The following is a 13,360-nucleotide window of genomic DNA, read 5'->3' as shown; positions in this document are numbered from 1 at the left end:
ATCATATTCTCCTTTCAGGTAAATCAGAAGATTCTTCTACAAACTGATAACTGTTTTTTCCGTTATTCTTAGCTTGATACATAGCTTCATCGGCCATTTTAATTAATGCTGTTGCTTCCTCTCCGTTTTGTGGATATAAAGAAATTCCGATACTAGGTGTTACGTGAATTTCTTTTCCCATAATGTAGATAGGTGAATCTAAGCTTCCGATGATTTTATCCGCGATTATGCTGCAATATTGTTTATTTGCTTTAGGTAAAAGAATCATAAATTCGTCTCCTGCAAATCTAGCGACTATGTCATTCCCTCTGACACAGCTCTTTAAAAGCACACTTACCCTCTTTAGGAGCTCATCGCCGGTATCATGTCCTAAGGAATCATTTACCTTCTTAAACCCATCCAAATCAATAAAAAAAACAGCAAAATGAGTTTTGTTTTTTTCCGAATCTTTTATTAGCTGCTCTAGACTATCTAAAACAGCTCTTCGATTAGGTAATCCCGTCAATGTATCTTGATAAGCTAATTTTTTTATCATACTTTCTTGTTTTTTTCTTAAAGTAATGTCTCTTGCAATAAATTCCCTTGCAGGCAGTCCATCATATTCGATATTTGTTGATGTGATTTCTAAATCGATGACTTGGCCATCCAATCTTTTAACTCTAATTTGAAAGGTTAATATTCCCCCATTATAATATTTCACTTTTTCCTTTAGGTGATCCCAATCACTGGAACTAGACTGTATGTAATTTTTCCAGTTATGATTAAGTAAGTCATCCTCACTGTTTGCTCCCAGTAATGTAACACCTGCTTTGTTTGTAAAGAGGATTTTCCCATTTCGATGGACAAATATGGCCTCTGGAGATAAATCAATCAAATTCCGATAATGTTTTTCTTTTTCTTTGTAATTAAGAATGATTTTCTTGCCTAGTAAAAAAGCCCATAGAACCGATGAAAGGACTACTAAAGAACTTCCGGTATCTATAAGGACTTTCCAAAAACCGTCCCCTTTTAAATGAAAGAACATTAATACTTTTTCATCCAAAATATCAAATAAGGACATACATGTAATAAGAACGAAAATTATTTTCATTCTTATTTTGAATTTTTTCATTTCGTAAAATATAGTCTCCTTTCGGTAGCCCAGCTGTCATAGCCATTGCCTTAGACCTGTGGCTTTGCGTCATCGCCTTTCAACGAATTTGCCATTATCCAGGTGCAAAATTATACATAATTCGACAATTTTCTCTCACTTCACACAAGATTATAGCACTTTTTTACTATATTGCTAGTGTAAAGGTATCAATTCCTTAAGTTACCAATAAATAGGACTATATACTAGGAAATGAAAGGGTTTTAGTTGGAGTGGCAGGTGGTTGAACTAAAGATCAAAAGGGAAAATTTTTAAAAAATCTTAATGGAAGGAGTATTGTAGGGTAATAAAGGATAAAAGAATAAAAAAGAGAGGAAAACAACGTTAGTAGATAGAAATGTTTTTTCCCTACTATCAAAGTGATTTTATATTAATCTCCGTATTTCTTAAAATTTCTTTTTTGCTCTGGTCGATTTGTTGTTGAAAGCGAAATTGCCGAATATTATCTAGATGTCTCTCGAATAACCTATTCCACACCATTCTGTTTTTCTTCTTCCATCTTATCATCAAGTACAATTTCTACTGCAGCCAACAGCAAAGCAACTACGATCTCTGTTTTCAATGAAAGGATAATACTATTCATAAACTCATCCACTGTAAAGAGACATAGCCAGTTAGAGGCACCTTCAATACTGATCCGGACAAAAAACATCTTTAATTTTCCTGTCATTTTCCGCTTAAGCATCACAAAAATCGCTCCGGAAAACAATTCGACAATCATGCTCAAAATAAAGAAACAAACAACAAAAACAATCAATGACCAGACAGATTGATACTGGACTCCAAGCAGTTCAAAAACCCCGGCCAGCCCCAAAAAATAAATTCCCAAAACAAAGCTGGGCACCAGAATAATGAGAAGCGTTATTCCGGCAACTGCTGCTATTTTGTCTTTTATATTCATATCGCCAAATGAAGCATCATTATTATGTTTAGACATATAAGTGCGCCTCTCCTTTAGCTGTTATTTCTTACAAAAAAATTATTGGATTAGCGCGCCCTTTATTTGAAGATTGATAATAAGTTTTCTTATTTTATTGTGTACCAGCTACTATCAAAATTTAAATTTAGTAACTCTCCATACTTTATGGCAAAGTCTATAAAAGCTGATCCCTTTGCAGTTATAAGATTTCTATCAATCACAACAGGTGAATCTAAGTAATTACCTTCGTTAAACGTTCCTAAGAAATCTCTTTGATCAGCCGTTAATCCAGTTGTATATTTTCTTTCACTTAATAATCCACTCATAGATAATAGATATGGTGCACTGGATATTGCACCTATTATGATATTCCTTGTTAAAAATCCCCTTAAGAACGAGGTCAGTTCAGGATGGTTAACTAAATGTTCAAAATCATCCACACCAGGAAGTACAATACTATCTAATTGATTAATGTCCATTTCGTTCACTGTTACTTCAGGAATACATGTCAATCCTGCCTCCCCTTTAACTACTTCGTTATTCAACCCAATAAATACGGTTCGTTTCTGCCCCTGCTTCAGTACAGATAAAAGCACTGATAATTCATATTCACTAAATCTAGGGTATAGTAATATTCCTGTATATATTATTAACACCCCCATGAAATTAAATAAGAGTCCAACTGGAAAAATGAAATCCTCTCTCTAATTTCAATATATTTTCTTGAAATCCTTCCCATTCTCACGAAACTGTCCCTTAACAAAAAAGAAAGAGTGAAATACTTGTTGCAGAATTGCGCCCTTTTGTTGAGCAACAATATTAATCAATTGGAAATTCATACCCTGTATAGTTAAAAACATTGGTAAACCCGATATTTTCTGCAATTGCAATAGAAGGCTTTTCCCCTCAATTTACTTTTACTTATTCAAATTCAGATTGATAAAGTTTTTCATAACATACACCTTTCATTTTCCCCTTTTAATCGGAAAACTTAATCTGTTTCTTCATGGACACAACCTTTAAATTTATACCGTTTGGTTTATGTACTACTTCTTCATTATAAATTGTATATCCTACTGAACTATACAATTTAATATTTCTCAGGACAGTCATCCGAACTTTACAATATATTACAGGCATTTCTTTATTTTTCGCGTAGTCTTCAAGTGCTTTTAATATTCTTTTCGCAATGCCTTTTCCTTGTTCCTCTGGAATAACTGACAATCTATAAAAATAAAGTCCATTTTCTGTTAATTGAAAACGAACCATTCCGACTGGCTTATGATCAACATAAGCAATTAACCCCTTCTCATTACTCTTTAAAGCCGTTGATATTGACTCAGCGGTTTCCTCTAAAGCACTTGATGGCGGTACTTCTTCTTTATATTCCATAAATGCCTTAATCATTAAGTCATGAATTATTAAAGCATCCGCTAATTCTGCAAGTTTAATTTCCAAACTAACCCCTCCTCTTTATTATAATAAATATACATACTACTGAATTTTAATACAATATATTCGACTTTACTTCAAACACACTCTTTTATTAAATGGCCTTAAAATAAATAAAAAAACAACGTTGAAATTCATACGTTGTTCATTGATTTGGTTCCATTTATCCAATGGCTATATTTCTTTAATTATTCTTCCTTCAATGGTTGTTATTAATAATTCGTTGCAATCTATTTGCAACCCATTCAATGTCATAACCTATTTCGTTAAGAATAACTGTATTATAAATTTCCTCAAGACCAACTCGAAGCATATAGCAGTAAATTTTTCCCTTACATTCAGGAGAACTCATATACCTATTTGTAATCCGTTGTATGAGTGGCTGAAGCTTATCCTCATTCCAAAAAAGTATATTTGCTTTGTCATATAAATGATCTCCGTACATAGAAAGGCTCCAATCGATCATTCCCGAAACTTGCCCGTCTTTAGCCAATAAATTAAATGATCCTAAATCTCCGTGAACTAAATATTTTTTACTTAATGAAACACTCTTAATATGGGCTTTCAGCTCTTTAATAGCATTTTCAACTACATCCGAATCTAATCCTTTCCGTTCCAGGGCTGACCAATCATAAATATTCTCATTGTAAACTGCTTTTATATAATCCTCCCAGGTTGGATAACCCGCCTGACCAGTATGATCAAATCGGCCATAACCATTCTGTTCGGTCATTTCAATTGCTTCCAATGCTTCAAGGTTTTTTTCTACAACAGGACAAATATCAAGTATTTCCTGGCTATTTAAATCAAATATTTTAGTTCCTTCAATAAATTTAGAAATGGAATAAGCGACACCACTTTCCGTTACCTGTATATCCAGCACCTCCCTTAAAGGGAGGTGGTGATGATAGCGATGGTAAACCCATCTCTCTTTTTCATATACTTCGAATCGATTTCCCACTTGAAAAACATAGCGATCATTATTTGAATAAAAGGAGTACGTTTGAGAGACAAGACCACCGTTAAGCTCTTTAAAATTATCTGCAGAAGGATAATGCATTTGAATCAAATTTTGAATATCCAATTCCGGGAACTTCTTTACCATTGCCATCGCTCCTTTGAAAAAAATTTTACCTAATAAAAATTCATCTAAGGAGAGTTGGTATATATGGCTTAGCTTAATAATGGAGTCAATATCGGGAAAGTTTTTCCCGACTTCCCAATTAGAAAGGGTTTGCCTGGTTATATTCATTTTTTCCGCCACTTGTTCCTGAGTAAACCCTGCTTTTTTTCTTCTTAACTTTAACTTTTCACCAATGTTCACTTCCTTCCCTCCTTGTTTAAATTTTCGCATAATTAATGAAGAAAGCTAGCAAGGATTCCTTGCTTTTTTACGACTACAAGGAGTAAATTATTGTATACTAATTGTTTTGTGCCAAAAAATCTCTATGATGGAGCGGTAGCCGTTATGCAATCCACAATACAAGCGTCCTTCCTCCAGCAGAAACCCATCCACAATACATTCTTAGAAGCTATTCATCATATCCTTGCTTCTCAAAAATTATTACACTAACCGTTAGTGGAATAAGAAAAAGGATTGCTTTAGCAACCCTCCATCCTTAACTCTTGCACTCGTCCGTTAGTACGATTATTGGTCGTATAAGAACCTCCAATTCAACTACACCATCTAATTCAAAGTCTTCTTTTAGGAATTCAACCGTAAGTTCTTCACCTTTTTATATTTAAACAATTTTATTCTTGAAGACCATCATCAATTCGGTATTCAAGAATATCCCCAGGCTGGCAGTCCAACGCCTTACAAATCGCCTCTAAAGTTGAAAATCGAATTGCTTTTGCCTTTCCATTTTTCAAGATAGAAAGGTTTGCCATTGTGATTCCAACGTGCTCCGAAAGTTCAGTTACGCTCATTTTTCTTTTAGCCAGCATCACATCAATATTGATTATAATCGCCATGTTTTCACCTCAAACCGTTAAATCATTTTCTGATTTAATATCGATCGCATTTTTTAATAGCTTTTGAAGAACAGCGGCAAAGACAGCAATCACCATGGAAGCAAAAGGAACAACCAATCCGACAAAGATGACACCTGGAGCATCATCAACTTCCGCAAAGAGATAGAATAGCGGCAAGGCTAGCAAGTGCAAGATACTGATTGTAACGGCACATTGTTTGATTTTCTTTAAAGCTATTACAGCTAATTCGGAGAAAGCTTCACTTTTATCGATAAAGCGTAAAAGTTTGAAAGCCTGATACAGAGCAAAGTAAAAAGGGATCGCTGATGCATAAAAAACGATGTAAACAAGAATTTTTATTAAAGCAAACTTTGGAAGCAATTGTGCTGCAACATTCCCTATCTCAGGAACTAAAAAGATGCACAGAGCAAGAACAGGGATTCCCATTAGAACAACAGCGAACTTTAAAAAGAGTGTTTCTCTATTCATATATAACACCTCATTTATTTATTGATAATTTAATTCTAATACATAATTTATCGTTTTTCAATAAATTATTATCATTTATTATTATTTTTTTGTTGTTAATAACCTCCAACTTCCTATCCTCGTTCAATTTTTCCCTTAACCTGTTTTAACGTTGCTACTATAAGAAAGCTAACAATCACTAACAAGAGCCAGGAACTCACCTTTCCTAGATGAACGAGGCTCCAAGCTTCGGTTTGGTTTGGATATTCCCAAGCGCCAAAGAATGTTGCGATATTTTCCGCTACCCATATGAAAAATCCGATGAGCACAAATGAAAGTGCGATTGGCATACGGTAACGAGTTCCACCAACCTCGTATGTGACCCACGACTGCCAAAAGACGATGATGACCAGTCCAGATAACCACCAGCGAACGTCAATCCAAAAATGATGGGTGAAAAAATTCAAATAAATCGCAGCCGCAAGAGGAACGACCGCCAAAAATGGTGGCCACTTTACTAATTCAACCTCCAGCCTCCTCCATGCTTGGCAAAGGTAGCTCGCTACACTTGCGTACATGAACCCGCTGTATAAAGGCACTCCAAAAATTTTAAAAAATCCTTCCTCTGGATATGACCAGGAGCCCATATTAACCTTGAAAAGTTCAAGTGCAAGTCCAATAATGTGAAACAGTGTAATAACTTTTAGTTCATCCCTTGTCTCAAGCCCAGTACGTACCATCCACCACTGCATCAGAAGGCAGATGATGAGCAGCCAGTCATACCGTGGCAGGAAGGGAAGTGGAATGATTTTTGTAATAGCCAACGAGGCAAAAATAACGACAGGAAACAAACATGAAAGGGCCTGCTCCCAACCAAATCGAACGAGTTGTTTTAATGGTCCCATGGATTTGTGACTCCTTTTTCTGAATGTGTATAAGTTCCGCCTAGTATAGTAACTAAATAGATTGATGTTTTTGTACATAAGTTCACCGCCTAATAACCTTCCTTCGTTTTTTTATTCTTGGCTGTCTTCATCACTTCGGTATTAAAATATCTCTGAGCTGACATTATATTGCCTAACTTATTTATCGCAATTTGAATTTAACACAATATTTATCGTTTTACAATAAATAAATATTGATTTTAATTATATTATTATTGTTTATTTTAGCTTTTGACAATATAAAAAGCATTCCTCATTACAAGGAATGCTCTATAACATTACTATTTTCCCCCTCAATTGAACCGCTAGCTAAAGTGCTTCCTACCAAATCGGCAAACCTCCCATACTCCTTCATAAACGCAAGCTCCACAGTCCCAATCGGACCATTGCGCTGCTTGGCAAGAATGATTTCGATGATGTTCTGCTTCTTTGACTGTTTATGATAATAGTCATCTCGGTAGAGATAGGCGATGACATCGGCATCTTGTTCAATCTGGCCGCTTTCATGCAGGGTCTAACCCAAAAGTTATCATTTCTCATAATAAATAACCTTATTAGAGGTGGAATTTATTAGATAAAAAATTTATTATAAAAATATGGCAGAAAGCATAAAGTATTTCTATTAATGGTCAGACAAAGTGCAGGAGGGGCAATTTATGAATATTGAATATTTATCTGAAGCCAGATATTCAGATTTTATAGATTTCTGTATAAAATACAGGAATGAAATAGACGATTCTTTTCTCTATGAGGAAGACCTAAAAAACTTTCAGCCTGATGAGGACAATCCAACATATATAGTGTTAAATGACCAATCAAAAATTATTGCTGCGGTTTCTCTCATCAAGGATTCCTATTTTAGGAGAGGAAAAAAGGGACGCTTCCGGATCTTTCACTCTGTAGAACCTAACCTAAATATTTATAAGCTGATGCTCCAAAGTATAAAGTCCCACACAACAGAAATAGACCAGGTCTTTCTTTTTATTCAAGAAGACAATTTGGTCGTCCGGGATATTTTTCATTTCATGCAGTTTAATATTGAGCGTTACGCCTATTTTCTAACAAGAGAAGACATGGATGTCGCACAACCAAACTTACCAAATGACTACTCATTTAAAAACTTCCAATTTAATAAAGATGAGGAAGTCTATCTTTATGTACGAAACACTGGTTTTGCAATACTTAGAGGCTCGGAGACTCCTCTGACAGTCGAAGAGGTCAAGAACATGGAGAATAAAGCAGATTATTTAGAAGGTGGAATCTTTCTTCTTTATCACCAAGAAAAGCCGATTGGCGTTGTACGCTCATCTAGAGATTTTTACAATAATGAATCTGTGCTAAACATTGGTCCTTTAGCCCTTATCCCTGAATATCAAGGAAAAGGATTAGGACGTCAGTTATTGAGAAAAGCTCTTGAATTTGGAAAAAACACCGGACTTCCAAAGGCGGTTTTAAGTGCCAACGCGGATAATGAACGAGCGGTTCATCTTTATACTAAAGAAGGATTTAAAAAAGAAGAATCGGTTGTTTGCTATAATTATAAACTTTAACCTTCTACTTCAACTAATGGTGCCTTTACTTCCTTTTTTTGAACAAACCCGCTTCATTAATACAATAGGTTCAATAAAAGTAAGCTTTAATCCTTCTTAACATTAATTATCAGAATCTAATGTTCGATATTCAGGATTTAAAAACAGCAATAAAGATAAGGAAACAATCATGTGGCTAACCGAAAAGACCATAGAAGGATATAGTCTGCCAAAAAAGAAATTAACTATTCATATGTTTCGGCATACGTGGATGTTAAAAGCTACCAATAATGATATTGAAATCGTAAGGAGATTGGCGGGGCATTGTAACATTGCGACCACGAGAAGATACTTGAAGGATCCATATAGTTATTTGGCGGATGCAGTGGATGCTTACCTAAGTTTTAGTTAAAATTTTTTAGTTTTGAAATTGTGATAATTACTATAATCAATTTTTGAGGATAACATTTTACCAGCAATAATCAGTAAAGAATATAAGAAGAGCATAAATTTCTGCTTATATTCCTTACCTTTTCTTATAGTGGCTAAGAGTAGATATAACTTTCTACTAGAGAATTACTTAGAGACGAGCTCCAATCCCTCTATTATTTTTATTGAGTCCTGTATTTCCTTAAGTATAGTTGTACTTCTATTCGTTTTTTTATCTATAATAACTAATGTTCCACGGGCAGTCGCGATAAGGCTTTCATCTTCGAATATGATGTAATATTCTAGGTCCATTTTTTTACTGCCTAATGCTACAACTCTTACTCCCACCTTTAAATTATCTGGGAAGAACGCTTCCTGATGATAATGACACCATAGATCGGCAGTAACCGCTGTTACATGACTATTGAAGAAGTTGATACTATTTAAGTATTCTCCCCAGGCCTGTTCAAAATAAATACAGTAACTTTCGTTATTAATATGTCCTGACATATCTGATCCATTTTCGAAATATTAAAATTAGCAGAAATTAAATAACCTTGATTCTCAAGCGACTTAATTGTCCGCATAATCGTACTCTCCGACCAAAACGGCAGCTGCACGTGCCATTCCTTATACGTGTTATAAATCCACTTTCGCCCCTCCATCACATGTGAACTCTTCACACTAGCCAATAATGAATCTGCTGCAAAACCACCGCCTCATTCAACCCTATCTTCAAAGCCAAAGATGGAATAATCATAATCGGATTCTCATTGATTAGCAGCTTGCTCATTCGTATGCCTCCAAACTTTCCTATTTTAAAAAGCATGAACACATCCTAAATGTTAGCCCGACCAATCTGGGATCTTCCATTTGCTCACTGCTTTCAATCTTTATATATAGAGAATTTGGAGAAAAGGACAGGGTGGAAAAAAAAACGCCGGGTAACAAATTTTTACTTTGAAAAAATGTTAAGATAATATCTTTTTTCCAAGTAATACTTTTGGGATAATAGTCATTACTAAGGCAATGCCCTATGTAGGCTTTCTCATTCTGGAAATCTAAAATTAAGACGAATACATCAATTACTGTTGAAAGCACAATACAACTAGGTCTTTAGTCAAAAGGTATAGACCTAGTCCAACTAGAATCTTTAAATACAAAACAATAAAGCTGTAAAATATACCTATGCCTATCTACCAATAGAAATTAACAAGCTAATCTAGTATTCTTTAATACTAAATACAATAACAATGACGAAACATTTAGAGTGGAAATAATAGAAGAAAAATCGGAGGTATGATTATGTTAGAATTCGAAGGTTTTATAGACGAAAACGCCAAAATTAAAGTAATTGGAGTTGGCGGCGGGGGCAACAACGCTGTGAACCGGATGATTGAGGACGGTGTGGAGGGCGTTGAGTTTATTGCCGTTAACACGGATGCTCAGGCTCTTAAACAGTCGAGGGCAGAGATCACGATGCAGATTGGCTCTAAGTTGACGAGAGGCTTAGGGGCGGGAGCAAACCCGGAGGTAGGAAGGAAGGCAGTGGAAGAAAGTAAAAAACAGATCCAGGAGTTATTAAAAGGCGCTGACATGGTTTTCGTCACAGCTGGAATGGGTGGCGGCACAGGTACAGGTGCAGCGCCCGCTATTGCAAAAATTGCCCGTGAGCTTGGTGCCTTAACGATTGGTGTGGTCACACGTCCATTCAAATTCGAAGGGCGCAAGCGTGCAGCCAATGCGGCCAGCGGCATTGAGCTCATGAAGGAAGCCGTAGACACATTAATTATTATTCCTAATGATCGCCTGTTGGAGATTGTTGATAAAAAAACACCTATGGTTGAAGCGTTCCGTGAAGCAGATAATGTCCTGCGTCAAGGGGTTCAAGGGATTTCGGATTTAATTGCTTTGCCAGGTTTAATTAATCTAGATTTTGCAGATGTAAAAACGATTATGTCCAATCAAGGAACAGCCTTAATGGGAATCGGTTTAGCCAAAGGAAAAAATAGAGCAATTGAAGCCGCAAAGGCAGCCATTGAAAGTCCTTTACTTGAAACGTCTATCACAGGAGCCCGCGGTGTATTAATGAACATTACAGGCGGCAGCGATTTAAGTCTATTCGAAGTACAAGAGGCCGCAAGCATCGTCTCTTCTGCTTCAGACGATGAGTTAAACATGATTTTTGGTTCTGTGATTAACGAGAATTTAAAAGATCATATTTTAGTAACCGTAATAGCGACAGGTTTTACAGAACAGGAGATGCCATCATCCAAACCGACTCCCCCTGCAAAAGAAGGGATTTCAGACGCGCGTCTAGAAGTACAACATGCCCACAGTCATCGAGTCGAGCGTGACGTATTACCTCAAAATGATAGAAAGTATCCGCAGCCATCAGTCGAATCTCTAGATATTCCTGCTTTTTTACGAAATCGGAGAAATCGGTGATTAAGTATTTTCCCTACATACAAAATATAAAAGATCATGGATTTGAAGATGGTTGGTATGCTGGTGGTTGGGTGGTTAATAGACTAAAGGGTTTCTACGGAAAATATAAGTCTACTAATAAAGATTGCAGCCGTAATAATTTTCTCGCACCGAGCCGAGCTTATGAATAGTCGTGGTGTATGTTGGTAGTTGGATGGTTGATTAATCATGAAAGGTGCTGGATCGTTAATGAATCAGTATTTGACGATGAAAGAGCTGAAAGAGGCACTATCCGAAATCCCTGAGAATAGCTTAAATAGATATTTGCAGGAGCACGAAGAATTCCTAGACTTTAAAAAGGAACATAACCGATATAAGATTCACGCTTCGGAAATAGAGAAATTAAAACGGATCCGACAATATTATTCTGCTGGCTTAAAGAAAGAAGAGGTCACTGCAAAGCTGGAGGAGAGTGGCCTAGCGGTAACCATGACGTATAATGTGAGTGAAGATCGGTCACTCGTATCCGTTAACAATGAACTTGCTCATATGAAGAAGCTAGTGAGCTTTTTAGTCCAACAAAATGAACAATCCCGCCTCCAGCAGAATAAGGTTCGAGAACAGAACCAGCAGCTGATTCATGAAGTACAAGAATTAAGACAAACCATTGAGGAAATTATGACAGAACAGAAAATGGAACAAAAAAAGGTCGCTTCACAGTTAGAATGGATCATAACTACACAGCAAAAAAGCGTGGAATCAAAGAAATTTAAATGGCTTTTGCAAAAATTGTTTGGATAAAGATTGCCATTCTGACCATTGATAGGGATTCGAAACCCATTAAATCTTTGGGTGAATAAAGGTTTATTAGAAGAAACTCCTCTAATAAACCTTTTTTTTTATCGAAAATTCTATATAGACTTATATAAACCAAGTAGTCAGCCCTTCTAAACTTTTAATGCTTCTTCCTTCACTTTTTCCATAAACTCTTCAACCACTTTATTGTTGCTTTTCTCGCTGCCTAGCTTCAACATGGCTCTTCCTACAAAATTAACTCCTTTGTTTTGCCCCTCATAAATAAATTTCGTGTGTGTATCATCGATTTTAAACAACGTAAATGCAAGAGTAATTTCAAAAGCTTTTCCTAAAACAAAACTTATTTGTTTTTGTTTTTTTTCTGCAAGATCTTCATATGCTAGTGTATCTACGATGTATGTTTCTAAGCGCTTTCCTTCACGATATGTTTGCCGATGCTTGGCCCCGACATCCTCTTCCCTCTTTTCAATTAATGTATGTTCCTCCACTTTAGGCATAATTTTTTTAATGTTTTTATCTAAAAATAAAGACCATACTTTTTCAATATTAGTCGCAATAACGATTTCTTCTTTCCATTGAATCACTCTGTATCCTCCTTACCAGATGCAAGAAAATCATCAATCTCTTCAATCTGAAGAAAGAGACCATCTATCTGCATTTGAATTTTATTTCTTTTTTGTATCAATAACTTTTCTAAATTAGCAAATGACTCGTCCTCCATAACCGAAATCATTTCTTGTATAGTAAAACCAAACTTTCTTAACTTCCCTAGAAGGATAGCCAAGAAGTAACTTCCATCATCGTAGTAGCGATAGTTGTTATTCTGATCAATATAAGCTGGCTCGAGTAATTTAACTTCCGCATAGTATCGCAAGGTTTCTTTACTTAATCCCGTCATCTCAGAAAAATCACTAATCTTGTACATACTTTCCCTCCCTCCCTATAATAAACTGTGGGGTACACCACAAGGTCAACAGTTACTTTGCATTTTATTATTTTTGTGACATCGGAATCAATTGCCAGCTGCGTATTCGAATCAAAAAAGTATTATTCCACTACGAATGCAGGAGCAGATAAAATTATAGCTGAGGAAAAATGGGGATAAATTTAAACTTATAAATAAGGCTATGTGGGGTTTTTTTGAAGAGTATGGCGTACAGGAGAAGAAATAAGCTGATTAGTATTTTCCTTATCTTCAGGCTCGATTCAGTAAGTAAAAAAGTAAGTGATTCTCTTGGAATCACTTACTTTT

Annotated in this window: 14 protein-coding genes, 2 pseudogenes and 1 riboswitch; of the genes and pseudogenes, 4 read left to right on the top strand and 12 right to left on the bottom strand. The window is 35.8% G+C overall.

Features of this window, described 5'->3' with window-relative positions; translation table 11 throughout:
- Position 1 precedes the first annotated feature (1 nt).
- From RRV45_RS04080 to RRV45_RS04040, 9 genes and pseudogenes are all read right to left on the bottom strand, one after another.
- On the bottom strand, positions 2–1,111 hold the full coding sequence (locus tag RRV45_RS04080) for a sensor domain-containing diguanylate cyclase (RefSeq protein ID WP_315667478.1): 1,110 nt from the start codon (positions 1,109–1,111) through the stop codon (positions 2–4).
- A 20-nt stretch (positions 1,112–1,131) separates the two neighbouring features.
- Positions 1,132–1,214, bottom strand: a riboswitch (cyclic di-GMP riboswitch).
- Between the two features lie 402 nt (positions 1,215–1,616).
- Positions 1,617–2,087, bottom strand: a complete 471-nt coding sequence (locus RRV45_RS04075; RefSeq protein ID WP_315667477.1) for a regulatory YrvL family protein — start codon at positions 2,085–2,087, stop codon at positions 1,617–1,619.
- Between the two features lie 89 nt (positions 2,088–2,176).
- Positions 2,177–2,731, bottom strand: coding sequence for a DJ-1/PfpI family protein (locus RRV45_RS04070; protein WP_315667476.1), 555 nt, complete (start codon positions 2,729–2,731; stop codon positions 2,177–2,179).
- A gap of 316 nt (positions 2,732–3,047) precedes the next feature.
- Positions 3,048–3,527, bottom strand: a complete 480-nt coding sequence (locus RRV45_RS04065) for a GNAT family N-acetyltransferase (RefSeq protein ID WP_315667475.1) — start codon at positions 3,525–3,527, stop codon at positions 3,048–3,050.
- A gap of 193 nt (positions 3,528–3,720) precedes the next feature.
- Positions 3,721–4,845 carry a helix-turn-helix domain-containing protein gene (locus tag RRV45_RS04060; RefSeq protein ID WP_315667474.1) on the bottom strand — a complete coding sequence of 375 codons (1,125 nt, stop codon included), beginning with the start codon at positions 4,843–4,845 and terminating at the stop codon, positions 3,721–3,723.
- Between the two features lie 428 nt (positions 4,846–5,273).
- Entirely contained in the window at positions 5,274–5,495 is a 222-nt protein-coding gene (locus RRV45_RS04055; RefSeq protein ID WP_315667473.1) for a helix-turn-helix domain-containing protein, read from the bottom strand.
- A gap of 9 nt (positions 5,496–5,504) precedes the next feature.
- Positions 5,505–5,984, bottom strand: coding sequence for a DUF2975 domain-containing protein (locus RRV45_RS04050; RefSeq protein WP_315667472.1), 480 nt, complete (start codon positions 5,982–5,984; stop codon positions 5,505–5,507).
- Positions 5,985–6,097: 113 nt separating this feature from the next.
- Positions 6,098–6,868, bottom strand: coding sequence for a DUF817 domain-containing protein (locus RRV45_RS04045; protein WP_315667471.1), 771 nt, complete (start codon positions 6,866–6,868; stop codon positions 6,098–6,100).
- 295 nt (positions 6,869–7,163) lie between these two features.
- Positions 7,164–7,418: pseudogene (locus RRV45_RS04040) on the bottom strand (DnaB-like helicase C-terminal domain-containing protein); the annotation flags it as partial.
- 145 nt (positions 7,419–7,563) lie between these two features.
- On the opposite strand from RRV45_RS04040, the gene RRV45_RS04035 reads away from it, so the two are divergent.
- Together RRV45_RS04035 and RRV45_RS04030 are read left to right on the top strand one after the other, a co-directional pair.
- Complete coding sequence (locus tag RRV45_RS04035) at positions 7,564–8,457, top strand: GNAT family N-acetyltransferase (RefSeq protein WP_315667470.1); 894 nt, start codon at positions 7,564–7,566, stop codon at positions 8,455–8,457.
- 166 nt (positions 8,458–8,623) lie between these two features.
- The gene (locus RRV45_RS04030; protein WP_410489359.1) at positions 8,624–8,848 is read left to right on the top strand and encodes a tyrosine-type recombinase/integrase; all 225 of its coding nucleotides are present in this window, start codon (positions 8,624–8,626) and stop codon (positions 8,846–8,848) included.
- A gap of 164 nt (positions 8,849–9,012) precedes the next feature.
- Here the strand turns inward: RRV45_RS04030 and RRV45_RS04025 are convergent, their stop codons facing one another.
- On the bottom strand, positions 9,013–9,375 hold the full coding sequence (locus tag RRV45_RS04025; protein WP_315667469.1) for an acyl-CoA thioesterase: 363 nt from the start codon (positions 9,373–9,375) through the stop codon (positions 9,013–9,015).
- A gap of 795 nt (positions 9,376–10,170) precedes the next feature.
- On the opposite strand from RRV45_RS04025, the pseudogene ftsZ reads away from it, so the two are divergent.
- Positions 10,171–11,137: pseudogene (gene ftsZ / locus RRV45_RS04020) on the top strand (cell division protein FtsZ); the annotation flags it as partial.
- Between the two features lie 383 nt (positions 11,138–11,520).
- Positions 11,521–12,093, top strand: a complete 573-nt coding sequence (locus tag RRV45_RS04015; protein ID WP_315667467.1) for a hypothetical protein — start codon at positions 11,521–11,523, stop codon at positions 12,091–12,093.
- Between the two features lie 146 nt (positions 12,094–12,239).
- On the opposite strand, the gene RRV45_RS04010 is transcribed toward RRV45_RS04015, so the two are convergent.
- Together RRV45_RS04010 and RRV45_RS04005 are read right to left on the bottom strand one after the other, a co-directional pair.
- Positions 12,240–12,692, bottom strand: a complete 453-nt coding sequence (locus tag RRV45_RS04010; RefSeq protein ID WP_315667465.1) for an SRPBCC family protein — start codon at positions 12,690–12,692, stop codon at positions 12,240–12,242.
- Positions 12,689–13,033 (bottom strand): MerR family transcriptional regulator, encoded by a 345-nt coding sequence (locus RRV45_RS04005; RefSeq protein WP_315667464.1) that lies wholly within the window; start codon positions 13,031–13,033, stop codon positions 12,689–12,691. Before RRV45_RS04005 ends, RRV45_RS04010 begins: the two co-directional genes overlap by 4 nt.
- Between the last annotated feature and the right edge of the window lie 327 nt (positions 13,034–13,360).

It is taken from the genome of Bacillus sp. DTU_2020_1000418_1_SI_GHA_SEK_038 (genome assembly GCF_032341175.1).
In the GTDB taxonomy this organism is placed as follows: Bacteria; Bacillota; Bacilli; order Bacillales; family Cytobacillaceae; genus Cytobacillus.
The sequence above is the reverse complement of the archived record's forward strand: the minus strand, read 5'-3'. Positions and strand labels throughout refer to the sequence as shown.

What these genes read in the sequence shown, in the direction of transcription:
- RRV45_RS04005 (WP_315667464.1), bottom strand. Translation starts at nt 13,033, where the DNA reads ATGTACAAGATTAGTGATTTTTCTGAGATGACGGGATTAAGTAAAGAA.
- RRV45_RS04070 (WP_315667476.1), bottom strand. Translation starts at nt 2,731, where the DNA reads ATGGGGGTGTTAATAATATATACAGGAATATTACTATACCCTAGATTT.
- RRV45_RS04045 (WP_315667471.1), bottom strand. Translation starts at nt 6,868, where the DNA reads ATGGGACCATTAAAACAACTCGTTCGATTTGGTTGGGAGCAGGCCCTT.
- RRV45_RS04035 (WP_315667470.1), top strand. Translation starts at nt 7,564, where the DNA reads ATGAATATTGAATATTTATCTGAAGCCAGATATTCAGATTTTATAGAT.
- RRV45_RS04080 (WP_315667478.1), bottom strand. Translation starts at nt 1,111, where the DNA reads ATGAAAAAATTCAAAATAAGAATGAAAATAATTTTCGTTCTTATTACA.
- RRV45_RS04025 (WP_315667469.1), bottom strand. Translation starts at nt 9,375, where the DNA reads ATGTCAGGACATATTAATAACGAAAGTTACTGTATTTATTTTGAACAG.
- RRV45_RS04055 (WP_315667473.1), bottom strand. Translation starts at nt 5,495, where the DNA reads ATGGCGATTATAATCAATATTGATGTGATGCTGGCTAAAAGAAAAATG.
- RRV45_RS04015 (WP_315667467.1), top strand. Translation starts at nt 11,521, where the DNA reads ATGAAAGGTGCTGGATCGTTAATGAATCAGTATTTGACGATGAAAGAG.
- RRV45_RS04075 (WP_315667477.1), bottom strand. Translation starts at nt 2,087, where the DNA reads ATGTCTAAACATAATAATGATGCTTCATTTGGCGATATGAATATAAAA.
- RRV45_RS04050 (WP_315667472.1), bottom strand. Translation starts at nt 5,984, where the DNA reads ATGAATAGAGAAACACTCTTTTTAAAGTTCGCTGTTGTTCTAATGGGA.